Origin of the sequence: Spectribacter acetivorans (assembly GCF_031846305.1) — a bacterium.
In the GTDB taxonomy this organism is placed as follows: Bacteria; Pseudomonadota; Gammaproteobacteria; order Nevskiales; family Salinisphaeraceae; genus Spectribacter; species Spectribacter acetivorans.
Map to the genome: position 1 here is coordinate 46,775 of NZ_JAVRHY010000003.1, position 26,177 is coordinate 72,951.

28 protein-coding genes and 1 tRNA gene are annotated in these 26,177 nt (G+C 66.3%); 23 read left to right on the forward strand and 6 right to left on the reverse strand.

Going from position 1 to position 26,177, the window contains the following annotated elements:
- Positions 1 to 29: 29 nt before the first annotated feature.
- The 14 genes from RM531_RS03965 to RM531_RS04030 all read left to right on the forward strand — a co-directional run bounded on the left by RM531_RS03965 (position 30) and on the right by RM531_RS04030 (position 12,859).
- Entirely contained in the window at positions 30 to 1,217 is a 1,188-nt protein-coding gene (locus RM531_RS03965) for an MFS transporter (RefSeq protein ID WP_311657483.1), read from the forward strand.
- A 54-nt stretch (positions 1,218 to 1,271) separates the two neighbouring features.
- Positions 1,272 to 1,760: a single-stranded DNA-binding protein gene (gene ssb, locus RM531_RS03970; protein WP_311657484.1), complete on the forward strand. Its 489-nt coding sequence runs from the start codon at positions 1,272 to 1,274 to the stop codon at positions 1,758 to 1,760.
- A 102-nt stretch (positions 1,761 to 1,862) separates the two neighbouring features.
- Positions 1,863 to 2,843, forward strand: coding sequence for an NADPH:quinone oxidoreductase family protein (locus tag RM531_RS03975; RefSeq protein ID WP_311657485.1), 981 nt, complete (start codon positions 1,863 to 1,865; stop codon positions 2,841 to 2,843).
- Between the two features lie 174 nt (positions 2,844 to 3,017).
- A complete protein-coding gene (gene miaB, locus RM531_RS03980; RefSeq protein ID WP_311657487.1) occupies positions 3,018 to 4,385 on the forward strand; it encodes a tRNA (N6-isopentenyl adenosine(37)-C2)-methylthiotransferase MiaB in 1,368 nt (455 codons plus the stop codon).
- A 21-nt stretch (positions 4,386 to 4,406) separates the two neighbouring features.
- Positions 4,407 to 5,387: a PhoH family protein gene (locus tag RM531_RS03985; RefSeq protein WP_311653973.1), complete on the forward strand. Its 981-nt coding sequence runs from the start codon at positions 4,407 to 4,409 to the stop codon at positions 5,385 to 5,387.
- Complete coding sequence (ybeY, locus tag RM531_RS03990) at positions 5,384 to 5,857, forward strand: rRNA maturation RNase YbeY (RefSeq protein ID WP_311657488.1); 474 nt, start codon at positions 5,384 to 5,386, stop codon at positions 5,855 to 5,857. Before RM531_RS03985 ends, ybeY begins: the two co-directional genes overlap by 4 nt.
- Positions 5,854 to 6,708 (forward strand): CorC family transporter, encoded by an 855-nt coding sequence (locus RM531_RS03995; protein ID WP_311653975.1) that lies wholly within the window; start codon positions 5,854 to 5,856, stop codon positions 6,706 to 6,708. Before ybeY ends, RM531_RS03995 begins: the two co-directional genes overlap by 4 nt.
- A 38-nt stretch (positions 6,709 to 6,746) precedes the next feature.
- Positions 6,747 to 8,219, forward strand: coding sequence for an apolipoprotein N-acyltransferase (lnt, locus tag RM531_RS04000; protein WP_311657489.1), 1,473 nt, complete (start codon positions 6,747 to 6,749; stop codon positions 8,217 to 8,219).
- Positions 8,220 to 8,325: 106 nt separating this feature from the next.
- Entirely contained in the window at positions 8,326 to 10,776 is a 2,451-nt protein-coding gene (leuS, locus tag RM531_RS04005; RefSeq protein WP_311657490.1) for a leucine--tRNA ligase, read from the forward strand.
- On the forward strand, positions 10,776 to 11,252 hold the full coding sequence (locus RM531_RS04010) for an LPS-assembly lipoprotein LptE (protein WP_311657491.1): 477 nt from the start codon (positions 10,776 to 10,778) through the stop codon (positions 11,250 to 11,252). The genes leuS and RM531_RS04010 overlap by 1 nt, the downstream gene beginning before the upstream one ends.
- A complete protein-coding gene (locus RM531_RS04015) occupies positions 11,249 to 11,842 on the forward strand; it encodes a nitroreductase family protein (protein WP_311657492.1) in 594 nt (197 codons plus the stop codon). Before RM531_RS04010 ends, RM531_RS04015 begins: the two co-directional genes overlap by 4 nt.
- Before the next feature lie 101 nt (positions 11,843 to 11,943).
- Positions 11,944 to 12,372 carry a 50S ribosomal protein L13 gene (rplM, locus tag RM531_RS04020; protein ID WP_311657493.1) on the forward strand — a complete coding sequence of 143 codons (429 nt, stop codon included), beginning with the start codon at positions 11,944 to 11,946 and terminating at the stop codon, positions 12,370 to 12,372.
- A gap of 3 nt (positions 12,373 to 12,375) precedes the next feature.
- Positions 12,376 to 12,768, forward strand: a complete 393-nt coding sequence (gene rpsI / locus RM531_RS04025; RefSeq protein ID WP_311657494.1) for a 30S ribosomal protein S9 — start codon at positions 12,376 to 12,378, stop codon at positions 12,766 to 12,768.
- A 17-nt stretch (positions 12,769 to 12,785) separates the two neighbouring features.
- Positions 12,786 to 12,859: transfer RNA gene (locus tag RM531_RS04030), tRNA-Gln, on the forward strand.
- A gap of 339 nt (positions 12,860 to 13,198) precedes the next feature.
- Here the strand turns inward: RM531_RS04030 and RM531_RS04035 are convergent.
- Positions 13,199 to 13,462, reverse strand: a complete 264-nt coding sequence (locus RM531_RS04035) for a PepSY domain-containing protein (protein WP_311657495.1) — start codon at positions 13,460 to 13,462, stop codon at positions 13,199 to 13,201.
- A 112-nt stretch (positions 13,463 to 13,574) separates the two neighbouring features.
- Here RM531_RS04035 and RM531_RS04040 point away from each other — a divergent pair, with 112 nt between their 5' ends.
- From RM531_RS04040 to RM531_RS04050, 3 genes are read left to right on the forward strand one after another with little or no spacing between them, the layout of a single operon-like run.
- A complete protein-coding gene (locus RM531_RS04040; RefSeq protein ID WP_311657496.1) occupies positions 13,575 to 13,907 on the forward strand; it encodes a PepSY domain-containing protein in 333 nt (110 codons plus the stop codon).
- 5 nt (positions 13,908 to 13,912) lie between these two features.
- Positions 13,913 to 14,578, forward strand: coding sequence for a response regulator transcription factor (locus RM531_RS04045; RefSeq protein ID WP_311657497.1), 666 nt, complete (start codon positions 13,913 to 13,915; stop codon positions 14,576 to 14,578).
- The gene (locus tag RM531_RS04050) at positions 14,569 to 15,912 is read left to right on the forward strand and encodes a sensor histidine kinase (protein ID WP_311657498.1); all 1,344 of its coding nucleotides are present in this window, start codon (positions 14,569 to 14,571) and stop codon (positions 15,910 to 15,912) included. Before RM531_RS04045 ends, RM531_RS04050 begins: the two co-directional genes overlap by 10 nt.
- Here RM531_RS04050 and msrA read toward each other — a convergent pair whose 3' ends face one another.
- Genes msrA through RM531_RS04065 form a run of 3 tightly spaced genes read right to left on the reverse strand, consistent with a single transcriptional unit; the run spans position 15,913 to position 17,857 of the window.
- Complete coding sequence (gene msrA / locus RM531_RS04055) at positions 15,913 to 16,497, reverse strand: peptide-methionine (S)-S-oxide reductase MsrA (protein WP_311657499.1); 585 nt, start codon at positions 16,495 to 16,497, stop codon at positions 15,913 to 15,915.
- Positions 16,494 to 17,153 (reverse strand): ribose-5-phosphate isomerase RpiA, encoded by a 660-nt coding sequence (rpiA, locus tag RM531_RS04060; RefSeq protein WP_311657500.1) that lies wholly within the window; start codon positions 17,151 to 17,153, stop codon positions 16,494 to 16,496. Before rpiA ends, msrA begins: the two co-directional genes overlap by 4 nt.
- Entirely contained in the window at positions 17,153 to 17,857 is a 705-nt protein-coding gene (locus tag RM531_RS04065) for a YggS family pyridoxal phosphate-dependent enzyme (protein ID WP_311657502.1), read from the reverse strand. Before RM531_RS04065 ends, rpiA begins: the two co-directional genes overlap by 1 nt.
- Before the next feature lie 69 nt (positions 17,858 to 17,926).
- Between RM531_RS04065 and RM531_RS04070 the strand changes: the two genes are divergently transcribed.
- The 6 genes from RM531_RS04070 to RM531_RS04095 all read left to right on the forward strand — a co-directional run bounded on the left by RM531_RS04070 (position 17,927) and on the right by RM531_RS04095 (position 23,845).
- Positions 17,927 to 18,967 carry a type IV pilus twitching motility protein PilT gene (locus RM531_RS04070; protein WP_489753838.1) on the forward strand — a complete coding sequence of 347 codons (1,041 nt, stop codon included), beginning with the start codon at positions 17,927 to 17,929 and terminating at the stop codon, positions 18,965 to 18,967.
- A gap of 16 nt (positions 18,968 to 18,983) precedes the next feature.
- Positions 18,984 to 20,153, forward strand: a complete 1,170-nt coding sequence (locus tag RM531_RS04075) for a PilT/PilU family type 4a pilus ATPase (RefSeq protein WP_311657504.1) — start codon at positions 18,984 to 18,986, stop codon at positions 20,151 to 20,153.
- Between the two features lie 8 nt (positions 20,154 to 20,161).
- Positions 20,162 to 21,271 (forward strand): PilT/PilU family type 4a pilus ATPase, encoded by a 1,110-nt coding sequence (locus RM531_RS04080; RefSeq protein ID WP_311657505.1) that lies wholly within the window; start codon positions 20,162 to 20,164, stop codon positions 21,269 to 21,271.
- A gap of 45 nt (positions 21,272 to 21,316) precedes the next feature.
- On the forward strand, positions 21,317 to 21,766 hold the full coding sequence (locus RM531_RS04085) for an ATP-dependent zinc protease family protein (RefSeq protein ID WP_311657506.1): 450 nt from the start codon (positions 21,317 to 21,319) through the stop codon (positions 21,764 to 21,766).
- A gap of 5 nt (positions 21,767 to 21,771) precedes the next feature.
- Positions 21,772 to 22,677: a 30S ribosomal protein S6--L-glutamate ligase gene (rimK, locus tag RM531_RS04090; RefSeq protein WP_311657507.1), complete on the forward strand. Its 906-nt coding sequence runs from the start codon at positions 21,772 to 21,774 to the stop codon at positions 22,675 to 22,677.
- Positions 22,678 to 22,774: 97 nt separating this feature from the next.
- Entirely contained in the window at positions 22,775 to 23,845 is a 1,071-nt protein-coding gene (locus RM531_RS04095; RefSeq protein ID WP_311657508.1) for a succinylglutamate desuccinylase/aspartoacylase family protein, read from the forward strand.
- 65 nt (positions 23,846 to 23,910) lie between these two features.
- On the opposite strand, the gene RM531_RS04100 is transcribed toward RM531_RS04095, so the two are convergent.
- Positions 23,911 to 25,443 carry a hypothetical protein gene (locus RM531_RS04100; RefSeq protein ID WP_311657509.1) on the reverse strand — a complete coding sequence of 511 codons (1,533 nt, stop codon included), beginning with the start codon at positions 25,441 to 25,443 and terminating at the stop codon, positions 23,911 to 23,913.
- Positions 25,440 to 26,144 carry a hypothetical protein gene (locus RM531_RS04105; RefSeq protein ID WP_311657510.1) on the reverse strand — a complete coding sequence of 235 codons (705 nt, stop codon included), beginning with the start codon at positions 26,142 to 26,144 and terminating at the stop codon, positions 25,440 to 25,442. Before RM531_RS04105 ends, RM531_RS04100 begins: the two co-directional genes overlap by 4 nt.
- Between the last annotated feature and the right edge of the window lie 33 nt (positions 26,145 to 26,177).

Consider the following 26,177-nt stretch of genomic DNA (forward strand, 5'->3'; position numbering starts at 1 on the left):
CAACCCGACTGCCGGTCCCGGATTCACCCGTGAACGCCCTGGAATGGCGAGCCACCGGCGGGCTGGCGGCGATCTACGCCGCGCGCATGCTGGGTCTGTTCATGATCCTGCCGGTTTTCGCCCTCTACGCCCAGGATCTGCCCACGGCCACCCCGTTCCAGGTGGGGCTGGCGCTGGGCATCTACGGGCTGACTCAGGCGCTGCTGCAGATTCCCTTCGGCATGGCCTCGGACCGCGTCGGGCGCAAGCCCATGATCGTGTTCGGATTGCTGGTATTCGCGGCCGGCAGCGCGCTGGCGGCGGTGGCCGACAATATCCACTGGATCATCGCCGGGCGGGCGCTGCAGGGCGCCGGGGCAATTGCGGCGGTCACCAATGCGTTGCTGGCCGACCTCACCCGCGAACGCCAGCGCACCACCGCCATGCTGGTGCTGGGCATCGGCATCGGGGCCTCGTTCACCCTGGCGCTGATGCTGGGGCCGGTGCTCGATCGCTGGATCGGCGTGCCGGGCATCTTCGGCCTGACGGTGGTACTGGCGCTGGCCTGCATCCCGCTGGTGATCTGGGTGGTGCCGCCGGCACCCGCCAAGCGGGCGGCCCACGCCGGCATCCTGCGGGACATCCGCCGGGTGGTGGCGGACGGCCAGCTGCTGCGGCTGGATGCCGGCATCTTCATTCTGCATGCCATTCTCACCGCGCTGTTCGTGGTGGTGCCGGTGACCCTGGCCGATGATCTCGGCGTGGCCAAGGGCCATCACTGGATGATCTACCTCCCCGTGATGCTGGGCTCGCTGGCGCTGACCATGCCGCTGATGCGGCTGGCCGAAGGTCGCGGTCACACCCGGGCGGTGTTCCTGGGGGCGGTCGCGTTGCTGGCCATGGCGGCCGCGGCGCTGATCTGGGGGCAGGGCAGTGTGGCGGGGATGGTGGCCGCACTGCTGGCGTTCTTCGGGGCGTTCAACCTGCTGGAAGCCACGCTGCCGTCGCTGGTGTCCCGGGTCTGCGATACCAGCGTGCGTGGCGCCGGGCTGGGGGTGTATTCCGCCAGCCAGTTCTTCGGGGCCTTCGTCGGCGGGGCCGCGGGTGGCCTGACCTTCCAGCACCTCGGCGCCACCGGCGTGTTCGGCGGCAGCGCCCTGCTGGCCGTGATCTGGCTGATCGTGGCCTGGGGCCTGCGGCCGCCCGTTGCGCAGCAACTGCCGGCAGGGGCAGACTAGCCGGCAGATTCGGACGCTCTAGCGTTCCTCGAAACAGACAGCAGGAGACAAGGCATGGCACGCGGTATCAACAAGGCGATTCTGATCGGCAATCTCGGCGCCGACCCGGAGGTTCGCTATACCGCCGGCGGCACGGCGGTGGCCAACGTGAATCTGGCCACGTCCGACCAGTGGAAGGACAAGCAGTCCGGCGAGATGCAGGATCGCACCGAATGGCATCGTCTGGTGTTCTTCGGACGCATGGCGGAAATCGCCGGCGAATATCTGAAGAAGGGCAGCAAGATCTACGTCGAGGGCCGCATCCAGACCCGCAAGTGGCAGGGGCAGGACGGCCAGGACCGGTTCACCACCGAGATCGTGGCCAACGACATGCAGATGCTCGACGGGCGCGGTGGCGGCGGCAGTGCCAGCTACGACGGCGGCGGCCAGGGTGGTGGTCAGTACCAGGGCGGCGGGCAGCAGCGCCAGCCGCAGTCAAAACCCCAGCCGGCCCCCGCCGAGCAGGGGTTCGACGAGGACCTGGACGACGATATTCCGTTCTAAAAGGCCCGTGCGCCGTGACCGCGGGTGTGTCCGCCGCTCTCCGGCGCGGTCGCCCCGGCGTTCGCCCGCCAATCCATTTTCGATAGTCATGCCGGTGTGCTCATGAAAGCCATTCTCTGTACCCAGCACGGTCCGCCGGAGTCGCTGGAATACGCCGATGCCGATGATCCGATTCCGGGCAAGGGCGAGGTCCTTATCGGAGTGAAGGCGGCCGGGGTGAATTTCCCGGATACGCTCATCATCCAGGGCAAGTACCAGTTCAAGCCGGACATGCCGTTCTCCCCCGGGGGCGAGGTGGCCGGCGAGGTGCTGGAAGTGGGCGAGGGCGTGTCCCACGTCAAGCCCGGTGACCGGGCCATGGCCCTGATGACCTGGGGCGGCTATGCCGAAAAGGCGGTGGTGCCGGGCATGGGCGTGGTGCCGATGCCGCCGGACATGCCGTTCGGCGAGGCCGCCGGTTTCCCGCTGGTGTACGGCACGGTGATCCACGCGCTGAAGCAGCGCGGACGGCTGGCCGAGGGCGAGACCCTGCTGGTGCTGGGCGCCGCCGGCGGGGTGGGGCTGGCCGCGGTGCAACTGGGCAAGCTGATGGGCGCGCGGGTGATCGCGGCGGCCAGCAGCCAGGCCAAGTTGGACCTGTGTGCGGAGCACGGCGCGGACGATCTGATCAACTACGCGGAAGGCGAGCCGCTCAAGGAGCAGGTCAAGGCCCTGACCGACGGCAAGGGCGCGGACGTGATCTTCGACCCGGTCGGGGGCGATGCCTTCGACCAGTGCCTGTCCTGCATCAACTGGGATGGCCGGTTGCTGGTGGTGGGGTTCGCCTCCGGCCGGATTCCGGAGGCCGCGGCCAATCGCCTGCTGCTGAAGGGCTGCTCGGTGATCGGCGTGTTCTGGGGCAAGTTCGTGCAGGTGGACGCCCGGACCAACATGGCCAACTTCATGCAGCTGATCCAGTGGTACAACCAGGGCCGCTTCCGGCCGGTGGTCAGCCGCACCTATCCGCTGGCGCGGGCGGCCGATGCCCTCAATGACATGCTGGCGCGCAAGGCCACCGGCAAGCTGGTGCTCGAGATCGAATGATGGCCGGGATGCGCCGGCTGCAGGTGTGCCCGACCGGGGTTCCAATCGCAAAGCGCGCGAAGGCTTTCGTGAGTACCAGTGAGCCAGCCGGGCGCGTTTTACCTGGCCCGCCGTTAGCGTCCCGGGTCAGTCAGGGAATAGAATGAGCGCCCGTTTACCGAGTCAGCGGAACCGATGACCCGCAAAGTTTACGTCCAGACCTGGGGCTGCCAGATGAACGAGTACGACTCCATCAAGATGGTGGACGTGCTGCGTGAATACGGCGGCGCCGAGCGCGTGGACACGCCCGAGGCCGCCGATATCATTCTGCTGAACACCTGCTCGGTGCGCGAGAAGGCGCAGGAGAAGGTGTTCTCCCAGCTCGGCCGCTGGCGGCCGCTCAAGGATGCCAATCCCTCGCTGGTGATCGGCGTGGGTGGCTGTGTGGCCTCGCAGGAGGGCCATGCCATCCGCGAGCGGGCGCCGTATGTGGATCTGGTGTTCGGGCCGCAGACGCTGCATCGGCTGCCGGAGATGGTCGACAACGTAATCGACAACCGCGCGTCGGTGATCGACATCGCGTTTCCCGAGATCGAGAAGTTCGACCGGCTACCGGAGCCGCGCGCCGAGGGCCCGGCGGCGTTCGTGTCGATCATGGAAGGCTGCTCCAAGTACTGCAGTTTCTGCGTGGTGCCCTACACCCGGGGCGAGGAGATCAGCCGTCCGTTCGACGATGTCATTCTCGAAGTGGCCGAGCTCGCCGCCCAGGGCGTGCGCGAGATCACCCTGCTGGGTCAGAACGTCAACGGCTATCGCGGACCCATGGTCGACGACCAGGGGCGCGATGCCGGCATCTGCGACCTGGCGCTGCTGGTCAACTACGTGGCCGACATCGACGGCATCGAGCGGATCCGCTACACCACCTCGCACCCGCTGGAATTCTCGGATTCCCTGATCGCCGCCTACGGCGAAGTGCCCAAGCTGGCCAACTATCTGCATCTGCCGGTGCAGGCCGGGTCCGATCGCATCCTGCAGTCGATGAAGCGCGGCTACACGGTGGCGGATTTCCGCGACAAGATCGACCGCCTGCGCACGTTGCGGCCGGATATCAGCCTGTCCACCGACATCATCGTGGGCTACCCCGGCGAGACCGACGAGGACTTCGAGGCCACCATGGCGCTGGTGGAGGAAATCGGTTTCGACCAGGCCTTTTCCTTCATCTACAGCAAACGCCCGGGCACGCCGGCCGCGGACCTGGAGGACGACACCCCGCGCGAGGTCAAGCGCGAACGCCTGCAGCGCCTGCAGCGGCGCATCGACGCCTTCAATGCCGATTACATGGGGGCGATGGTGGGCACCCGGCAGCGGGTGCTGGTGGAACGGGCCTCCCGGCGCGGCGGCAATCAGCTGGCCGGGCGCACCGACTCCAACCGCTGGATCAACTTCGACGGCCATCCCGGTCTGATCGGGCGCATGGTCGACGTGGTGGTCACTGAGGCTCTGAACAATTCCCTGCGCGGCCGTCTCGCGGACCACGAGGAGGCCCTGGCGATTTCCGCCTGACGGCGGAGTCGTGGTGCAATCTTGGCCGTCGCCAGCCAATCACTTCTACTCGAGCCGGCCGAGCCGGAACGGCTCGCCCACCTGTGCGGTCCGGAGGATGCCAACCTCCGTCAGATCGAGCAGGGGCTCGGCGTGGCAATTCACAATCGGGGCAACCGCTTCCAGCTGCATGGCCCGGACGCGGCCGTATCGGCCGCCTTCACGGTGCTGCGTGAACTGTACGACGCCTCCCGCAGCGGGCCGGTCACCCCGGAACGGGTGCATATCGGGGTGCGCTCGGCGGCCCGCGACGTGAGCGTGGACGACGACGATCCCGATGCCCCGTCCGCCGATGAGCCCGTGATAAAGACGCGCCGCGGCCTGATCCGCGGCCGTGGTCCCAACCAGCGGCGCTATCTCAAGAGCCTGGCCGAGTTCGATCTGAACTTCGGCGTCGGCCCGGCCGGCACCGGCAAGACCTATCTGGCCGTGGCCAGCGCGGTGGCAGCGCTGGAGGCCGACCGTGTGCGCCGACTGCTGCTGGTGCGGCCGGCAGTCGAAGCGGGCGAACGGCTGGGTTTTCTGCCCGGCGATCTGGCGCAGAAGATCGACCCCTATCTGCGCCCGCTCTACGATGCGCTCTATGAAATGCTCGGCTTCGAGCGGGTGGCGCGGCTGATCGAGCGCAACGTGATCGAGATCGCGCCGTTGGCCTACATGCGCGGGCGCACGCTCAACGAGTCGTTCATCATTCTCGACGAAGCACAGAACACCACCGTGGAGCAGATGAAGATGTTCCTGACCCGCTTCGGGTACGGCTCCACGGTAGTGGTCAACGGTGACACCAGTCAGATCGATCTGCCGCGGCACCAGAAATCGGGTCTTCGCCACGCGCTGGAGGTGCTGGATGGCGTCGGCGACATCAGCATCACCCGTTTCACCAGTCAGGACGTGATCCGCCACCCGCTGGTCCAGCGCATCGTGGAGGCCTATCAGCGCCACGAGGACGCGGCCGAATCGTGACCTTGGTGGTGGACATCCAGCGCGAATCCGCCGAGCCCGCGCCCGACGACGAGGACTTATCCCGCGCCGTCGCGGCCGCGCTGGCCGGGCGGCGGGATCAGGCCGAGCTGTGCCTGCGCCTGGTGGACGAGGCGGAAAGCGCGGCGCTCAATCATCGCTACCGCGGTCGCAGCGGGCCCACCAACGTGCTTTCCTTCCCCTGTGACGCGGGCCTGCCCGATTGTCATCTGCTGGGCGATCTGGTCATCTGTGCGCCGCTGGTGGCGCGCGAGGCCAGGGCGCAGGACAAGGCCGTGGCCGACCACTGGGCGCATCTGACCATCCACGGCGTGCTCCATCTTCTGGGGTACGATCACGTCGAGGATGCCGACGCCGACATCATGGAAAACGAAGAACGCGCGGTGCTGGCAGGGCTGGGCATTGCCGATCCCTACGCGCTACCCGCCGACACCGACACGATGAGCCAATGAATCAGGAATCCGACGCCCCCGATCAACGCGGCAACGGCTGGCTGCGCCAGCTGGGCCAGAGCCTGGCCGGACCACCGCGCGACCGCGAGGAGCTGATCGAGGTCCTGCGCGAGGCTCAGGCCAACGACCTGCTCGACAGCGATGCCCTGTGGATGATGCAGGGGGTTCTCAGCGTGTCCGAGATCCAGGTCCGCGACATCATGATCCCGCGGTCCCAGATGGTGGTGGTCGAGCGCGATGCCGAAGTGGCCCACATCCTGCCGGTGGTGCTGGAGTCGGGCCATTCGCGGTTCCCGGTGATCGGCGAATCCCGCGACGAAGTGGTGGGCATTCTGCTGGCCAAGGATATGCTGCGGGTGGCCATGGATGGTTCCGAGCGCGGCTTCGACCTGGACGACGTGCTGCGGCCGGCGGTATTCGTGCCCGAGGCCAAGCGAGTCAACGTGCTGCTCAAGGAATTCCGTGCCTCGCGCAACCACATGGCGGTGGTGGTGGACGAGTACGGCGGCGTGGCGGGGCTGGTCACCATCGAAGACGCGCTGGAACAGATCGTCGGCGACATCGACGACGAGTACGACCAGACCGAGGGCGCCTCGATCCTGCGCCAGGAGGCCAATCGCTACCTGGTCCGCAGCCTCACACCGGTGGAGGTGTTCAACGACTACTTCGGCACCGAGTTTTCGGACGAGGAGTTCGACACCATCGGTGGCCTGGTGATGCACGAGTTCGGCCACATGCCGCGGCGCGGGGAGACCGTCGTCATCGATCGCTTCCAGTTTAACGTGCAGCGGGCCGACTCGCGCCGCATCCACCTGTTTTCACTGACCGTGTTGCCCGAGGCCGACGCGTGACGCGAGGCGGGTTCCGGCTCGCGACCTGGTGTCAGGATGTGCTGCTGCCCCCGTTGCTGGGGGTGCTGGTAACCGTCGGATTCGCGCCTTACGGTTATTACGGGCTCACCCTTCTCGGGCTGATCGGCCTGCTCGCTCTCTGGTGGCAGGCGCCGACGCCCCGGCGCGGGGCCTGGCGCGGCTGGTGGTTCGGCGTGGGGTATTTCGCCACCGGCATCTACTGGGTGATTGTCAGTACGCATGTTTATGGTGGCGCCCCGCTGGCCCTGGGCGTGTTCCTGGTGGCCCTGCTGGTGGCGGTGCTGGCGCTGTTTCCCGCGGTGATCGGCGGGCTGGCCGTGGCGATGCGCGGTCTTCCACGGTCGGTTTGGGCGCTGTTGGCCTTGCCGGCCGCCTGGCTGTTGCTGGAACTGGCCCGTGCCACCGTCGGCACCGGCTTTCCCTGGCTGTCGCTGGGCTACACGCTGATCGACGCCCCGGTGCGCGGGCTGGCGCCGATCGTCGGCGTCTACGGCCTCGGCGCGTTGCTGGTGGCGGCGGCTGGCACCCTCTGGCTGCTGTTCGCCGGTGGGTTGTTCGACCGGGTGCTGGCCGCGGCGCTGGTGGTGATGCTTCCGATCGGGCTCTGGGCGCTGCCCGCCCCGTTGTCCTGGACCACGCCGGCTGGAACACCGCTGTCGGTGGCCATTCTGCAGGGTAATGTCGATCAGGCCGAGAAATGGCGGCCGGAGAATCTGGAACCCACCAAGCGGCTCTACCGGCAGTTGTCGGACGAGGTCGATGCCCGGCTGGTGATCTGGCCGGAGGCCGCGATCCCCTCCCTGCGGGTTCTGCAGGAGGATTATCTGGACAATATCGATCAGCGGGCGGCACAGACCGGTCGCACCGAGCTGATCGGTTTTCTGGTCTACGACCGGGTGGCGGAGCAGTTCTTCAATGTCGTGGAGGCCATGGGCATCGATCAGGGCCGCTACCGCAAGCGCCATCTGGTGCCGTTCGGCGAATATTTTCCGGTACCCGACTTCATCAAGCCTCTGGTCGACGGAGTGAACATGCGCTACAGCTTCACCCGCGGGCCGATCGACCAGCCGCTGATCGAGGTGGACGGCATCGGCCTGGGCATTTCCATCTGTTTCGAGGATGCCTTTCCGCGGGAAATCCGCCGGGCCCTGCCGGCCGCGGGCATCCTCGTGAATGTCACCAACGATGCGTGGTTCGCCGATACCAGCGCCCCGCATCAGCATCTGGAAATCGCGCGCATGCGCGCGCTGGAGGCCGGGCGCCCGCTGTTGCGCGCGGCCAATACCGGCATCAGCGCGGTGATCGGCCCCACCGGCCGGGTGCGTCAGCGCACGCCGCAGTTCGAGGTGGCCACGCTCGAGGCCGAGGTGACGCCCCGTCAGGGCGCAACGCCGATCGTCACCTATGGCAACGCCCCCGCCTGGTCGCTTGCGGTGGTGCTGGTGGTGGCCGGGGTCGGGGCCTCCCGCTGGCGCGGGAAGGCAGTCTGATTCCGCACGTCGTCGTGGTCGCGCCTGGTGCCGGTTAGGCCGTCCGTCGGCCCCTGCGATATCCTTGCGCGCCTTGTCCCCCCAACCAGAAAGCCAGCAGCACCGGATGGAATCCGAATACAAGCCACGGGAGATCGAGCCCGTTGTCCAGGAACGCTGGACGCGTGAGCAGAGTTTCGCCGCCGTCGAGGACGACAGCCGCGAAAAATTCTACTGCCTGTCGATGTTTCCCTACCCCAGCGGCAAGCTCCACATGGGGCATGTGCGCAACTACACCATCGGCGACGTCATCAGCCGCTATCAGCGCATGTGCGGCCGCAACGTGTTGCAGCCCATGGGCTGGGATGCGTTCGGGCTGCCGGCCGAGAACGCGGCCATCGCCAACGGTGTGCCGCCGGCCGAATGGACGCGCGCCAATATCGACACCATGCGCGGCCAGCTTCAGCGGCTGGGCTTCGCCTACGACTGGAATCGCGAACTCGCCACCTGCGACCCGGACTACTACCGCTGGGAGCAATGGCTGTTCATCCGCCTGCTGAAGAAGGGTCTGGTCTACCGCGCCAAATCGGTGGTCAACTGGGATCCGGTTGACCAGACCGTGCTGGCGAACGAACAGGTGGTGGAAGGCCGCGGCTGGCGGTCGGGTGCGGTGGTCGAGCAGCGCGAGATCCCGCAGTGGTTCCTGCGGATCACCGATTACGCCGACGAACTGCTGGCCGACCTGGATCGTCTGGACGGCTGGCCGGATGCCGTGCGCACCATGCAGGCCAACTGGATCGGCCGCTCGGAAGGCGTGGAGATCGACTTCGCCATCCGTGGACAGGAGGCGCCGGTCACGGTGTTCACCACGCGCCCGGACACCCTGATGGGCGCCACCTACATGGCGCTGGCCGCCGACCATCCGCTGGTGACCGCACGCGAGGCCGCCGATCCCGAACTGGCGGCATTCTGCCGCGAATGCCGCAGCGGTGGGACGGCCGCGGCCGACCTGGAAACCCGTGACAAGCGCGGTTTCCGGCTCGACCTGGAGGCAATGCACCCGCTGTCGGGCGAGGCACTACCGGTCTATGTCGCCAACTTCGTGCTGATGGGATACGGCACCGGTGCGATCATGTCGGTGCCGGCGCACGATCAGCGCGACTGGGATTTCGCCCGTGCCTACGGCCTGCCGATCAAGCCGGTGATTGCCACCGCCGAAGGCGTGGCGCCGGATGTCAGCGAGGAAGCCTTTACCGAACACGGCAGCCTGGTCGATTCGGGCGAGTTCACCGGCCTGGGCTTCGACGAGGCCTTCGCCGCGATCGCCGACCGGCTGGCGGCGGACGGCCGCGGCCGGCGCCGTATTCAGTACCGCCTGCGTGACTGGGGTATCTCCCGCCAGCGCTACTGGGGCTGCCCGATTCCGGTGATTCACTGCGAGGCCTGCGGCGCGGTGCCGGTGCCCGAAGCCGATCTGCCCGTGCGCCTGCCGGAGGATGTCACCCGCGAGGGTGCCGGTTCACCGCTGCCCGGACGGGCCGATTTCGTCGAGGTCGCCTGTCCGCAATGCGGCAACCCGGCGCGGCGCGAAACCGATACCTTCGATACCTTCGTCGAATCCTCCTGGTACTTCGCTCGCTACACCGGCCCGGACAATGATCAGTCCATGCTGGACCAGCGGGCCAACTACTGGCTGCCGGTGGATCAGTACATCGGCGGGGTGGAGCACGCCATCCTGCATCTGCTCTACGCCCGCTTCTTCCAGAAGCTGCTGCGTGACGAGGGTCTGTCGGCCCCGGACGAGCCCTTCGCCCGGCTGCTGACCCAGGGCATGGTGCTCAAGGACGGGGCCAAGATGTCCAAGTCCAAGGGCAACACGGTCGACCCCCAGGCGATGATCGATCACTACGGCGCCGATACCGTGCGCCTGTTCATGATGTTCGCGGCGCCGCCGGAGCAGTCGCTGGAATGGTCGGATGCGGGCGTCGAGGGCGCGTTCCGTTTCCTCAAGCGGTTGTGGCGGCTGGTGGCCGACCATGCCGCCACCGGCCCGGCGCCGCTGGCGGATCCGGATGCTCTGGACGAGGGTCAGATGGCGATGCGGCGCAAGCTGCACGAAACCATCGCCAAGGTGGGCGATGACATCGGCCGGCGTTACACCTTCAATACCGCCATCGCCGCGGTGATGGAACTGTGCAACGCCCTGGCGAGGTTCGACGATGACTCGCCCGGTGGCCGGGCCGTGCGCCAGGAAGCCCTGGATGCCGTCGTGCGCATGTTGACCCCGATTGTGCCGCACGTGGCCGAGGTTCTCTGGCAGGGCCTTGGCCACCGTGATGATCTGCTGGACGCCGAGTGGCCGATCCATGATCCGGCGGCCCTGGCGCGGGACGAAGTGGAGCTGGTGGTGCAGATCAACGGCAAGGTGCGCGGCCGCATCCGCGTGGCCGCGGATCTGGACGACGATGCGATCGAGGCCGCGGCTCGCGAAGAGCCCAATGTCGCCCGTCATCTGGCCGACCAGGCGGTGCGCAAGCGCATCGTCGTGCCCGGCAAGCTGCTCAATCTGGTGGTCTAGTGCGCGCCGCCGCACTCCTTCTGCTCAGCCTGTGGCTGCCGGCCTGCGGCTTCCACATGGCCGGCAGCGTTGCCGGCCCCGGACTGGCGAACCTGCAGATCGAGTACCAGCAGCCATACAGCGTGCTGCCGCCGCCGCTGATCGACGTGCTGCGCGAGCGAACCGGCGACGGTGACGGCCCGGCATCGGCACGACTGGTGATCCGCAGTATCGATGACACCCGGCGGGTGCTGTCCGTGAGCCCGCAGGATGGTCGCGCCAATGCCTTCGAGCTGATCAGCGAGGCCAGCTTCGACCTGATCCGGGACGGGGAAACCCTGCTGCGCGATCAGCAGGTCAGCACCCAGCGCGACGTGGGCTTCGACGACAGCCGGCGGCTGGCGGCGGATGCCGAGAGCCGGGACCTGCGGGCGGCGATGCATGCCGAACTGGCGGACCTGATCCTGCTGCGGGTCGAGACTGCGCTGGCGCCATGAGCGACGACGACCGCATCGGCCCCGAGCCGCCCCCGATTGAGCAGTCGCAACTGGCGGCACTCGTGCGCGGACGGCGCACCATCGCCCGCTTTCTGCCGGTACGGCCGGCCGACGAGGTCGTCATGCGGGCCCTCGAGGCCGCCCGCTGGGTACCCAACCACAAACTCACCCAGCCGTGGCGCTTTCACCTGCTCGGGCGCGAGACGGCGACGAAGATCGTCGATCTCAACGCCCGCCGAGTGGCGGCGGCCCGCGGTGAGGCCGCGGGCGAGGTCAAGCGCCAGCGCTGGGGCGCGATCCCCGGCTGGCTGGCGGTGACCCAGGTGCTGGACCCGGATGCGCTGCGCGCCCGCGAGGACTATGCCGCCTGCGCCTGCGCTGTGCACAACCTCACGTTGTCGCTCTGGTGCGAGGGCGTGGCCAGCAAATGGACCACCGGCGAGGTCACCCGGGACCCTGAATTTCATGCCCTGCTGGAAATCGATCCCACGGTCGAGGAAGTGATTGCGTTACTCTGGTACGGCTATCCGGACGAGGCCCCGAAAATGCGGCGACGTCCGGTCGACGAACTGCTCAGCCGCAAGCCCTGAATCCCGCGGCGTTCATTGCAATGTCCCACCGCCTCGGGTAATATCGCGCGCCTTTCGGGGTGGCAGGCCCCGGCGCATTCCGCTATCTGCGAGACACCGACATGAAGACGTATTCCGCGAAACCCGGCGAGGTTGCTGCCGACTGGTATCTGGTTGATGCCGATGGCAAGACGCTGGGCCGGCTGGCCACCGAAATTGCCACGCGTCTGCGCGGCAAGCACAAGCCTGAATACACGCCCCACGTGGACACCGGCGATCACATCGTGGTGATCAACGCCGAAAAGGTGCACGTGACCGGCAAGAAGCGCGAGCAGAAGCGCTACTACCGCCACAGCGGCCACCCCGGCCACCTCAAGGAGACGACGCTGGAAGAGCAGCTCGAGCGTCATCCCGAGCGTGTGATCGAACTGGCCGTGAAGGGCATGCTGCCCAAGAACCCGCTGGGCCGTGCCATGTACCGAAAGCTGCGGGTCTACCCGGGTGGTGAACACCCCCATACCGCGCAGCAGCCCAAGGCGTTGGAGATTTAATCGATGGCAACCGAACAGAGCTACGGCACCGGCCGGCGCAAGACCGCGACCGCCCGTGTTTTCCTCCGGCCCGGCAAGGGCGAGATCACTGTCAACAAGAAGTCGCTGGACGACTACTTCGGGCGGCCGACCTCTCGCATGATCGTGCGGCAGGCGCTTGAAGTGACTGATTCCACCGAGCGCTTCGATATCTATGTCACCGTCGAAGGCGGTGGGCCGAATGGCCAGGCCGGCGCGATTCGTCACGGCCTTGCCCGCGCGCTGATCCAGTACGACGAAGGCATGCGCGGTGTTCTGCGCAGCGCCGGCTACGTCACGCGCGATGCCCGCAAGGTCGAGCGCAAGAAGGTCGGCCTGCGCAAGGCCCGCAAGGCGCCGCAGTACAGCAAGCGCTAAGAGCGGCGACGATCAACTGGGGGATCGTCTAACGGTAGGACTGCGGACTCTGACTCCGCCAGTGGGGGTTCGAATCCCTCTCCCCCAGCCAAACCAAAGAACCCGCCCTCGTGGCGGGTTCTTTGGTTTGGATAGGTGACTCATTCGAACCCCCACAAATAGAAAATTGGTTCGATCACGATCGCCGTAAGGCGATCGGGACGCGAGTGTAACGAGCCCGAAGGGTCGCGCCGCAGGTGCGACAATCCCTCTCCCCCAGCCAAACAAAAGACCCGCCGACAAGGCGGGTTTTCGTTTTCATGCGCAGGGCCAGCTTGCGCCGACCTGTTTGTCGCCGCGGTTCGTTAAAGCATGGAAATGTATAAAAAAACGGGACAACTCCGACTGAGTTGCCCCGGCACCCTGCGTTGAGTCGGCGTGGATTACGAGATCAATCCTCGCGTTCGCTGCGCAGCACTTCGGCGTTCTGCAGACCGACTTCCAGTTCAACCCGGACGCCGTTGGCATCGGTCGCGGTCACGTCGTAGTGGTTGTGCTCGCGGTCGATGTCCTCGAACGCGCTATAACCCTCGGCTTCCAGGCTCTGGAGCACTTCGATCATGCTCTTGTCGTTGCCGGGGTCACTGGTCTGGGCCATTGCCATCCCGGCGGTGGCGAGCAGGCTGGCGGCGGAAAGCGTATCGATCAGTCGCATCGTCGTTACCTCAATCGGTGGAAAGAGCGGGCATGCTGACGCCGCGCGATTGAACCGCCCATGAACCCGTTGTTAATCCGCTGTTAATCCTTCGGAGTGCTATAAAGCGCCCATGATGCGATTGGTCCTTGTATTGACGTGCGTACTGCTTGCCGGCATGCCGGCGGTTGCCGACGACCAGCGGGAAGCCCGCGCGGCACTCGAAGCGGGCAAGATTCGTCCCCTCGCCGAGCTTCTGGCGCGCGTGGAGACGGATTGCCGCGGTGACATGCTGGAAGTGGAGCTGGACGAGGATGACGAACGCTGGTCCTACGAGATCACGCTGGTAGGGCCGCATGGTGACGTCGCCGAGCTGGAATACGACGCCAGCAGCCTGGCATTGCTGGAAGCCGAGGGACGGGGCCTGGCGGCACTGGAATGCGTTCCGCCCGGCACGCCGGACTAGGTTCCATGAGGATTCTGGTAGTCGAGGATGAGGCGCGCCTGCGCGACCAGTTGCGAGCCGCTCTGGAGCAAGCCGGTTACGCCGTGGATACCGCGGCTGATGGTGAGCAGGCGCATTTCATCGGCAGTACCGAAGCCTGCGACGCCGTGGTGCTCGACCTCGGGCTGCCGCAGCTGGACGGCCTGAGCGTGTTGCGGCGCTGGCGGGCCGATGGGTTTGCCATGCCGGTGCTTATCCTCACCGCCCGCGATGCCTGGCATGAAAAGGTTGAGGGGATGGATGCCGGCGCTGATGATTACCTGGCCAAGCCGTTTCGAATGGAGGAACTGCTGGCGCGGCTGCGGGCCCTGCTGCGCCGCGCCGGCGGAGCTGCCAGCGCGGTACTCGAGATTGCCGGCGTAAGCCTGGACACGCGAACCGCACGTGTCAGCCTTGACGGGGTCCCGATCAAACTCACCGGTCATGAGTACCGTGTGCTGTCCTACCTGATGCATCACGCGGGCGCGGTGGTTTCGCGTAGCGAGCTGATCGAGCACATCTACGCGCAGGATTACGATCGCGACTCCAATACGGTGGAAGTGTTTATCCGCCGACTGCGGGCCAAGCTCGGCGATAATGTCATCGCCACCGAACGTGGTTTCGGTTATCGCATCGGCGAGCCGTGCGCCTGACGCCCCGATCGCTGCAGGGCAGGCTTCTTCTGGGGGCTGCAATCTGGGGGCTGATGGCGCTGGTGCTGACCGAGCTGCTGTTGCTCTATACCGCCCGCGGTCAGATGGAAGCCCAGCTGCGTCAGCGATTGAGTGCCGATCTCGACCAGCTGCTTGCGGTGTCGGCAGCGCGGCCCGACGGGCGCCTCGCGATCGAGCGGGAGCTCAGCGACCCGCTTTACCAGCGGGTGTTTTCCGGCCACTACTGGCAGGTGGCGCGCGATGACGCCGTGGTGGTCCGGTCCCGATCCTTATGGGATCAGGCACTGCCGTCAGACGCGTCGGTCGGTGCCCACGCCCGGCCGGGCTATCTTTCCGGTCCCCGCGGCCAGTCGTTGCTGGCTCTGACGCGGCAGGTGACCCTGCCGCGGCTCGAGGGCACCGTGCGCCTGACTGTTGCCAGCGATCTGGATGATGTCGAGGCCGCCATGCAGCGTTTCGGCCTGGTCCTGACCGCGGGATTCGCGGTGCTGGCGCTCGGCCTGGTGCTGGCAGCGGTGCTGCAGGTCCGTCTGGGGCTTCGGCCGCTGCGTCGGCTTCGCGACGAACTGATCGCCATACGGCGGGGGAGCGCCAGTACCCTGGCCGGCGACTATCCCAGCGAGGTCGCGCCCCTCGTGACCGACATGAACGCGGTACTGCGCGACAACCAGACCCTGATCGAACGGGCCCGCAGTCGTGCCGGCAATCTGGCGCATGCGCTGAAGACACCGTTGTCGGTGCTGAGCAACGAGGCTCATCAACAGCGCGGTCATGGCAAGACGGCGCTGGCCGAGCGCCTGCAGCAGGTCGCCGACGAGATGCAGCGCGACATCGACTGGCATCTGGCCCACGCTCGCATTGCTGCCGTCAACCGTCCCGACGCCCGGACCTTGCTGTCGCCGGTACTCACAGGTCTGCAACGAACCCTGTCCCGGCTGTTTCGCGAGCAGCGAATCGACGTATCGTCGAGGCCGGACCTGGCATTCCGGGGCGAGTCTCAGGATCTGGAGCAGATGCTGGGGAATCTGATGGAAAACGCCTGCAAATGGGCATCGCGGCAGGTGACCGTGACCGCCCTCGGCCAGGGCGAGCAACTGGAAATCGTGATCGAGGATGACGGGCCCGGATTGGCGTCCGAGGCGCGGGACAACGTTCTGCACCGCGGCCGGCGGCTGGACGAGTCCGTGCCGGGCTCGGGCCTGGGGTTGTCGATCGTGCTGGAGCTGACCGACCTGTACGGCGGATCACTGGCGCTCGGGTCCTCGTCAACGGGCGGCTTGTCGGCCCGGCTGCGCCTGCCCGCCGCGGGCTGATCAATCCCCGGCGAGGTGCCCCGGAAACTGGCGCGCCAGCTTGTCCAGCTTGGGCTGGGCCACCATGCAGACATAGGGCTGGCTGGGATTATTGATCGCGAAATCCTGGTGGTAGGCCTCGGCCTCGTGGAAAGCCTTGAGTGGCTCCAGCTTGGTGGCGATGGGGGCGCCGAACACGCCGCTCCGGTCCAGTTGTTCGATGTAGGCCTGCGCCACCCGCCTCTGCTCGTCATCGGCGACGAATACGGCAGAGCGGTACTGCGGGCCGAGGTCGTTGCCCTGACGGTTCAGCTGAGTGGGATCGTGGGCCACGGCGAAGAACACCTTCAGCAGGGTGCCGAAACTGACCACTGCCGGGTCGTAGCGCACGCGGATGACTTCGGCATGGCCGGTGCGGCCGGTACAGACAGCCTGGTAGTTGGCGGTATCGGCGTCGCCCCCGGCATAGCCGGAGGTGACGTCCTCGACCCCGGCCAGGGCCTGGAACACGGCTTCGACGCACCAGAAGCAGCCGGCGGCCAGCACGACTTCACCCCGGTCCTGTTCGGGCGGCAGTTTAATTTCCGGATCAGGCATGTTGTTCATCGGGTTCGCGTCTCCACGCCGCCGGCGGCGGCCACGATCAGGGTATCCGCCGGGCGCCTCGCGAACAGTCCTGCGGTCACAACGCCGGGGATGGCGTTGATGCGGTCCTCCATCTCGATCGGGTTGAGAATCTCGAGGTTGTGAACGTCCAGAATCGGGTTGCCGTTGTCGGTGGTGAAATTCTCGCGCAGCTCCGGCTCGCCGCCCATCTTCACCAGTTGGCGGGCCACGAAGCTGCGGGCCATCGGGATGACCTCCACCGGCAGCGGGAAGTGCCCCAGCAGTTCCACCTGTTTGGACTCGTCCACCATGCAGACGAAGTGACGGCTGGCGCCGGCAATGATCTTTTCCCGCGTCAGGGCGCCGCCACCGCCCTTGATTAGTTCCAGATGCGCGTTGGCTTCGTCGGCGCCGTCGACATACAGGGGCAGATCACCCGCAGTATTGAGTTCGACTACGTCGAAGCCGGCGGCTTCCAGCCGCTGGGTGGTGGCATCCGAACTGGATACGCAACCCTGGAGCGACGGCTGGCGTTCGGCCAGGACATCGATGAAGTGGTTGACGGTGGAACCGGTGCCCACGCCCAGCCATTCGCCCTCGCGAACGTGCTGGTAAGCGGTTTCCGCCGCCTGTCGTTTGAGTGCGTCCTGATTCATCAGTGCGTTTCCCCTGTCTTGACCGGTCGCGGTCCGAAGATCGCGGTGCCCACGCGCACCATGGTACTGCCTTCGGTCACCGCGGCGTCCAGATCGCCGGACATCCCCATCGACAGCGTATCCACCGCGAGGCCTTGATCGCGGCAGTCCTCGGCCAGCCGGCGCAGGGCGGCGAACGGTGCCGCCTGTCGGGCGGCCTGGTCGCTGGGGGCCGGAATCGCCATCAGGCCGCGCAGGGTCAGGCGGGGCAGGGCGGCGATCTCGCGGGCCAGCTCGAGGGTTTCTGCCGGTGCAACCCCCGCCTTGCTGTCCTCACCGTCGATGTTCACCTGTAGGCAGACGTTGAGCGGCGGCGCGTCGTCGGGCCGCTGGGCGGACAGCCGCCGTGCGATCTTCAGCCGCGACACCGAATGCACCCAGTCGAAATGGGTGGCAATGTCACGGGTCTTGTTCGACTGGATCGGGCCGATAAAGTGCCAGACGAGGTGGCGGTCACGCAGTGCCTCGATCTTGGGCAGGGCTTCCTGCAGGTAGTTCTCGCCGAAGTCCCGCTGGCCGGCGTCGGCCGCCGCGGCAATCTCGTCGGCGGTGCGGGTCTTGCTGACCGCCACCAGACGAATGGCCGCGGGGTCGCGCTGCGCACGCCGGGCGGCGTCATCGATGGCGGCCCGGACGGCGCCGAGGCGTTGTATCAGTTCCTTCATATTGCCGCGTCGGAGTTTACCGGCTAGGTTAGCGATCAAAAGCCACGGAATTATAAGGGTTTAGCGACAATCCGTATGGATATTTCCCAGCTACTGGCGTTTTCGGTCAAGCAGAACGCGTCGGACCTGCACCTGTCGGCGGGTCTGCCGCCGATGATTCGTGTCGACGGCGACATGCGCCGGATCAATCTGCCGGCGATGGAACACAAGGAAGTGTTCGATCTCGTCTACGACATTATGAACGACAAGCAGCGCAAGGCGTTCGAGGAGTTCCTGGAAACCGACTTCTCGTTCGAGATTCCGGGTCTGGCGCGCTTCCGTGTCAACGCATTCAACCAGAACCGCGGTGCCGGCGCGGTATTCCGCACCATCCCCTCGGAGGTGCTCACGCTTGAGGATCTGCGGGCGCCCAAGATATTCCAGGACATTGCCGACTTCCCGCGCGGCATCGTGCTGGTGACCGGGCCCACCGGCTCGGGCAAGTCGACCACCCTGGCGGCCATGGTCAACCACAAGAACGAGAACGAGCTGGCGCATATTCTCACCGTGGAAGACCCGATCGAGTTCGTGCACGAGTCCAAGAAGTGCCTGATCAACCAGCGCGAAGTGCACCGCGACACCCTGGGGTTCAATGAAGCGCTGCGGTCCGCCCTGCGCGAGGATCCGGACTGCATCCTGGTGGGCGAGCTCCGGGACCTGGAAACCATCCGCCTGGCCCTGACTGCGGCCGAGACCGGTCATCTGGTGCTCGGCACCCTGCACACCAGTTCGGCGGCCAAGACCGTGGACCGCATCATCGATGTGTTTCCCGCGGCGGAAAAGGACATGATCCGGGCCATGCTGTCCGAATCCCTGCGGGCGGTGATTTCCCAGAGCCTGCTCAAGAAGCGCGGCGGTGGACGGGTGGCCGCCCACGAGATCATGCTTGGTACGCCGGCCATCCGGAACCTGATCCGGGAAAACAAGGTGGCGCAGATGTATTCGTCGATCCAGACCGGGCAGGGGCAGGGCATGCAGACGCTGGATCAGTGCCTGCTGGATCTGGTGCGCAAGGGTGAGGTGACGCGCGAAGAGGCGCGTCGGCGAGCCCAGAACAAGGACCAGTTCTAGGTAGGAGGTCCTGATAATGGATCGCGAACAGGCACTCAAGATGGTCATGGAATTGCTGCGGCTGCTGATCAGTCGCGGCGGCTCCGATCTGTTTCTTACGACGGGGTTTCCGCCGGCGATCAAGGTGGATGGCGAACTTACGCCGGTGATGGACAAGCCGCTGTCGCACGAGAATGCGGCGCTGGTGGTGCGGGCGATCATGAATGATCGTCAGGCCAAGGAATTCGACGCCACCAAGGAATGCCAGTTCGCCATCAGCCCCAAGGTGGGGCGCTTCCGTGTCTCGGCCTTCGTGCAACAGGGCCGGGTCGGCGCGGTACTGCGCACCATCAACACCGAGATTCCCACCTTCGAGGAACTCGACCTGCCGGCGACGCTCAAGGATGTGGTGATGTCCAAGCGGGGCCTGGCGCTGTTCGTCGGCGCTACCGGCTCGGGCAAGTCCACGTCGCTGGCGGCGATGATCGGCCACCGCAACGCCAACAGCGCCGGTCACATAATCAGCATCGAGGACCCGATCGAGTACGTGCACCCGCACGGCCGCTGCCTGGTCACCCAGCGCGAAGTGGGCGTGGATACCGACAACTGGGACAACGCGCTGAAGAACACCCTGCGCCAGGCGCCGGACGTGATCCTGATCGGCGAAATCCGTACCCGCGAGACCATGGAATACGCCATCCAGTTCGCCGAGACCGGGCATCTGGTGCTGTCGACCCTGCACGCCAACAGTGCCAATCAGGCGCTCGACCGCATCATCAACTTCTTCCCGGAGGAAAAGCGTGAGCAGGTGCTCATGGATCTGTCGCTGAATCTGCGGGCGATCGTGTCGCAGCGGCTGGTCCGGCGCGAGACCGGCGGCCGGGTCGCGGCGATGGAGATCATGCTCAACACGCCGCTGATCGCCGATCTGATCTTCAAGGGCGAAGTCAACGAAATCAAGGAGATCATGCATCGGTCCACCGAGCAGGGCATGATCACGTTCGATCAGTTCCTGTTCGACCTGTTCGAGGGCGGTGTGATCAGTTATGCCGAGGCGCTGCGCAACGCCGATTCCCAGAACGAACTGCGCCTGAACATCAAGCTCAACAGCACCCGCGGCCGCGAGGATCTGTCCGCGGATGAAACCGTCAACAAGATGAGCGTGGCCGACGACGAACCCGAGCAGACCGGGCTGTTCCGGCGCTAGAGGCAGACATGACTTCGGAATCGCAGACCGATGCCGGTCGTCCGACCGACGATATCGCCCCGTATCTGGCCCTGGCCATTGATCGCGGGGCCTCGGACATCTACTTCACCAGCAATGCGCCGATCATGTTGCGCATCGAGGGGCAGACGCATCCGGTCACCGGCGGTGCCGGACAGGCACTGGTCCCGGAGCGCATCGAGGCGTTTGCCAACGCCATCATGACCCCCGAGCAGCAGGCGTTGTTCCGGTCCCTGCGGGAGGTGGATTTCGCCATCCGCTATCGCAACGTCGGGCGCTTCCGGGTCAACGTGTTCCGCCAGCGTGGGTCGGTGGCCATGGTGTTGCGAAACGTGGGCAAGGTGCCGGAACTGGCCGATCTCGACATGCCCCCCATCCTGGCCGATCTGGCGATGATGCGCCGCGGCCTGGTGCTTTGCGTGGGCGCAACCGGCTCGGGCAAGTCGACCACGCTGGCGGCCATGATCAACCATCGCAACGCCAACCAGTCGGGGCATATCCTCACGATCGAGGATCCGGTGGAATTCCACCATCCGCACCGCAAGGCGATCGTCAATCAGCGCGAGATCGGGCCGGATACCCGCTCCTACGCCAATGCCCTGCGCTCGGCCATGCGCGAGGCGCCGGACGTGGTGCTGATCGGCGAGGTGCGCGACCGCGATACCGTCGAAGCCTGCATCCAGCTGGCCGGCACCGGTCACCTGGCGCTGTCCACGCTGCATGCCAACAACGCCTATCAGACTCTGCAGCGCCTGATCAGCCTGTTTGCCGAGGAGCAGCGCGAGCAGCTGTTCATGGACCTGTCGCTGAACCTGCGGGCCATCGTGTCGCAGCGCCTGGTGCGCGGGCGGGATGGAAAGCGGATCGCGGCGATGGAGATTCTGGTCAACACCCCCTACGTGGCGGACCTGATCCTCAAGGGCCGCATCGACGCGGTGCGCGAGGCCATGACCGATACCGCCCAGGGTAAGGGCATGCGGACCTTCGATGATTCGCTGTTCGAGCTGTACCAGAGCGGCCGCATCGATCGGGAGGTGGCGCTGGACCATGCCGATTCCCGCGACAACCTGGAGAACCGGATTGCCTTCGATGCCGGTTGAACCGGCGGGTTGCGTGCCTGTGTTAGCCTCTCGCGCCTTTGGATCATGACGGAGTCACCCATTCGCGCGCCCGAGCGTTGTGTCGTCGGTTGGCGCGAGTGGGTCGCGTTGCCGGAACTGGGTATCGAGGCGATCAAGGCGAAGGTCGATACCGGTGCGCGTACGTCCGCCCTGCATGCGTTTTCGGTTGAGCCCTATCCTGATCGGGGTGGGCGGCGAGTTCGTTTCGGTGTTCACCCGCTGCAACGCGATGACCGCACGGAAACCTGGTGCGACGCGGAAGTGGTGGACGAGCGGCGGGTGGCCGACTCCGGAGGGCATCGCGAATGGCGGCTGGTCATCGTCACGCCGATCGCGGTCGCGGAACGGACCTGGCCGATCGAACTGACGCTCACTGCGCGTGACACGATGCTTTTTCGTATGCTGTTGGGGCGCACCGCGATGCGGCACCTGACCGTTGATCCCAACGCCTCGTTTCTGACTGGTAACCGGTAATCGGCATGCAAATCACGATTCTGTCGCGAAATCGTCGGCTCTATTCCACCCGGCGGCTGGTGGAGGCCTGTGAAGCGCGCGATCACGAGGTGTTCGTGATCGACCCGCTGCGTTGCTACATGAACATCGTTCCGCATGCCCCGGAAATCCATTACAAGGGGCGCAAGCTGGAGGGTGGCGACGCCATCATCCCGCGTATCGGCGCGTCGGTGACCTTCTATGGCACGGCGGTTCTGCGCCAGTTCGAGATGGTCGGTGTCTACCCGCTCAACGAGTCGGTGGCGATCTCCCGCTCCCGCGACAAGCTGCGCTCGATGCAGCTGCTATCGCGCAAGGGCATCGGCGTGCCGGTGACCGGCTTTGCCCACTCGCCGGACGATACCGACGATCTGCTCGATCTGGTCGGCCGGCCGCCGTTCGTGATCAAGCTCACCGAGGGCACCCAGGGCAAGGGTGTGGTGCTGGCCGAGACCCGCAAGGCGGCGGAATCGGTGATTGACGCCTTTCGCGGCCTGGACGCCCACTTTCTGCTGCAGGAATTCATCAAGGAAGCCAGGGGCGCCGATATCCGCTGTTTCGTGATCGGCGACAAGGTCGTGGCGGCCATGAAGCGCCAGGCCAAGGACGGCGAGTTCCGCTCCAATATCCACCGTGGCGGCGTGGCCACGCCCATTCGCATCACGCCGGAAGAGCGCTCCACCGCCGTGCGGGCGGCGCGCATCATGGGCCTGAATGTGTCGGGTGTGGATCTCCTTCGCTCCAACCACGGTCCCGTCGTGATGGAAGTGAATTCCTCCCCCGGGCTGGAAGGCATCGAGGCCGCCACCGGCAAGGACGTCGCCGGCCAGATCATCAGCTTCATCGAGAAGAATGCGCGCCTGGGCAAGACGCGGACGCGTGGTGGAGGCTAGTGCGGCGCTTTGGCCGGCGACGTTTCAAGTGTCGAGTTTCAGGAAGGAGACCGCCGACTCGTCCACTAGAAACTCGAATCTGAGAACTCGAACCTGAATGGCTAATACACCAGCTCGAAATGACGCCGATGTGTTGATCGGCGGCACCCGCGTACCGCCAGCCTCCCGCACCACCATCGATCTGCCGGTGGCGGATCTCTACACCCACGCCACTCTGACCATGCCGGTGCACGTGATCCGCGGCCGCCGGGCCGGGCCCACGGTGTGCATCTCCGCGGCGATTCACGGCGACGAACTCAACGGTGTGGAAATCATCCGCCGGCTGCTGCGATTGCCCGCGATGCGCAATCTGGCCGGCACGCTGATCGCCGTGCCCATCGTCAATGTGCACGGCTTCCTGAGGCATTCCCGCTATCTGCCGGACCGGCGCGATCTCAACCGCTGCTTTCCCGGTTCCGAACACGGCTCGGTGGCCGCCCGGCTGGCGCATGTGTTCGTCACCGAGATTCTGGCCCAGGCCGATTACGCCATCGACCTGCACACCGGCGCGGTGCATCGCCCCAATCTTCCACAGATCCGCGCCAATCTCGACGATGACCAGACCCGGCTGCTGTCGGAGGCATTCGGCTGTCCACTGATGGTCAATGCCGGACTGCGCGAAGGTTCACTGCGTGAATATGCCGCCAGCCAGGGCGTGCCGATGCTGCTCTACGAGGCGGGCGAGGCGCTGCGTTTCGACGAGTTCTGCATCCGCGCCGGCGTGCGCGGGATTACCGGCGTGCTCCGGCAACTGGGCATGCTCGCCCGCCGGGGCCGCCGCAAGCCGCCGGCGCCGCCGGTTATTGCGCTCGACTCGAACTGGGTGCGGGCGCCGGAGTCCGGGATTCTGCGGTCGCTGGTGGATCTGGGCGCCCGGGTCACCAAGGGCCAGCCCCTGGCGTTGGTCGCCGATCCGTTCGGCGAACAGGAAGTCGAGGTAGAAGCCGACCACGCCGGCATCGTCATCGGCCGCTCCAATCTGCCGCTGGCCCATGCCGGCGATGCGCTCTACCACGTTGCCCGGGTGCAGGGCGCCCGCGCCGTGGCCGATCGGGTCGAGGCCTTCCAGAGCGCTCATGACCCCGACGCCGAAACGGCCGGCGATGCGGATGAGCCGCCGATCGTCTAGATGTCCGCCCGGATAGACCCGTAGGGCGCCTTTCAAGGCGCCGCGCCATCATCGGTATCAGGGGCTTAAAAGAACCGCGTCAACCGAACCTGAAGATAATCATCCCGCCGGAACCCGAAGGCTGGATCGGTGACCGGCAGGTTGGCGAACACCCGGATGGTGGCCGACAGCCGCATCCGGCTGCCCAGTCGCCGGCTGGCCTCCAGACTGCCCAGTGTGGCCCCGGTTTCCGCATCCACGATCGCGCCGGCCAGCAGGGTGGTGGATGGCAGGTCGTTCACCGACAGACGGGTGCCGACGAAGATGTCGTTGTTGAAGGGAGCCGCTCGCTGGGTCCCGAGGGAATCGCGAAACGCCTGGGCCTGATCGATATCCGCGAATGCCAGACGTTCGCGCCGGCCCAGCGCCGCGGCGGCCCGGGCCAGATCGGGGTCGATCCGGCCGCGACTGTCGTACAAGTACTCGGCGATCACGCCCAGGTCCATGCCGGAACCGCCGAGGTCGTAGAAGCTGTACTCGAATCCCCCGACCAGGGCGTGAAAATCCCCGGCCCGCGACCACTCATGGATGGCTTCCAGTTTCCACAGCGTGCGGCCGCGCTGGCCCTGGATATCCAGCCCGACGCGGTCGATCTGATCGTAGACCGGCACGAACACCGGGTTGTCCACGGTGACCGCCACGTCGCCGAGGAGCAGATCATCGGCCGGCGGGGCCGGAATGTCGGCCTGCGCGCAATCCACCGTCAGCGGTGGCAGCAGGCCACCCGTGATCGGCAGCAACGCGACGTCGGCGGTGCAGTCATCGAAGCCGATGTCGAAACGGGGATCGCGCGCGGTGCCGCGGAAATAGGAGACGCCGACGTCCCAGCCACGGAGATTGCGCCGGTAGCGCAGCGCCAGGTCCACGTGATCGTCGCCGGCGTCACTCTCGAAGCGGGCGGCATCGTCGTCGACCGGCAGCAGCGGTCGCGGGCGGCCGTCGGTGTCCGGAAACGTGCGCTCGCGAAATCCCGGCAACAGGTAGAAATCGAGTGTCCCGGCGCCGAGGAACAGGCTCAGGTTGACCATCGGCTGGCCCAGGCGTGCGGTACCGCCCGGATCCTCCACGAAGTCCCGCTGATTGACGATATCGACGATGTTGGCTGATTCCGTCGCGCCCCAGAACACCCGGCCCCAGCCGATCCGCCACTCGTGGCTGCGTGCGTTATAGCGGTACAGGGCTTCGCGGACATCGGCGTGGGTGCGGGCCGCGTCATGCTGGTCGACCCGTCCGAACAGTTCCACGCTGATGCGCTGATCGCGCTCGTCCCAGTCGAGCACCATCGACGGGTTGAGCGAAGCTGACAGGTTGACCCCGTCGAACTGACGGTCGTCGGCCGGTTCATCCGGGAAATAGCGGGCCTCGAGGCCGACTTTCGCCGACCAGGCCGGGTGTTGCCACCAGGGCGTCGGGCTTGCCGCGGCGACGGGTTCTGCCCGCTGCGTGTCCAGGCTGTCTGCCGGGGACGGTGGCGCCCAGCCCACGAGCAACAGCTGGCCCAGCAACAGCGCCGACGCCAGCCCGCGTCGGTGGCGCTCCGGGCCGTGAGGGGCGATCACTGCGAGGGCTGCATGCCCTTCATCATGTCCTGCAGGTTCATGGGCTTGGCGGGCAGTTCGAACGTGTCGGCGGATGGCGTTTCATCGGAAATCTCCGCCAGACGGAACTGGTTCTCGAAACGCAGGACACCCAGGCCCTCCGCGGCGAGCTTCTCGCTGATGGCATCGCCGGCCGGCTTGTTGTTGCCGATTGCGGCCATGGCCTCGATGAAGCCGCCGAAGGCCTGGCTCATTTCCACCACCGTGCCATTGTCACTGAGCACGGCATCGCCGCTGTGGCTGGTGCCGTCGGCGTCGGTCCAGGTGACGGTGTAAGTTTCGCCTTCGATGCCGGCAATGGTCTCGCGCTTGCCGGTGGCATCGATGTCGCTGACCGCGGTGGCACGGCTGATGGCCGAGGTACCACCCATGTCGGGGCTGCCCATGCCGCCGGGGCCGCCGCCCGGCATGTTCGAAATCGACGCCAGGTCCATCACGATGGTCCGGCCGCCGGTGGACATCACGGTGTAGGCCTTGCCGCCGCGCAGCAGCATGTAGGCCGGCTGGTTCGGCGGATCGATGCGGACGTTGTCCGCGTCCTGCCAGCGCATTGTCATGTTGCCACCGGCGGCGTTGTCGCCGGTGACTTCGACCGTTGCCGTGCCGCCTGCGGCCGCGGCCGTGGAGAAGGCGAGCAGAACCAGGGCGCTGAATCGGGGCATGGTGCCTCCCAGGGTAGGTAGGGCCGTGGCCCG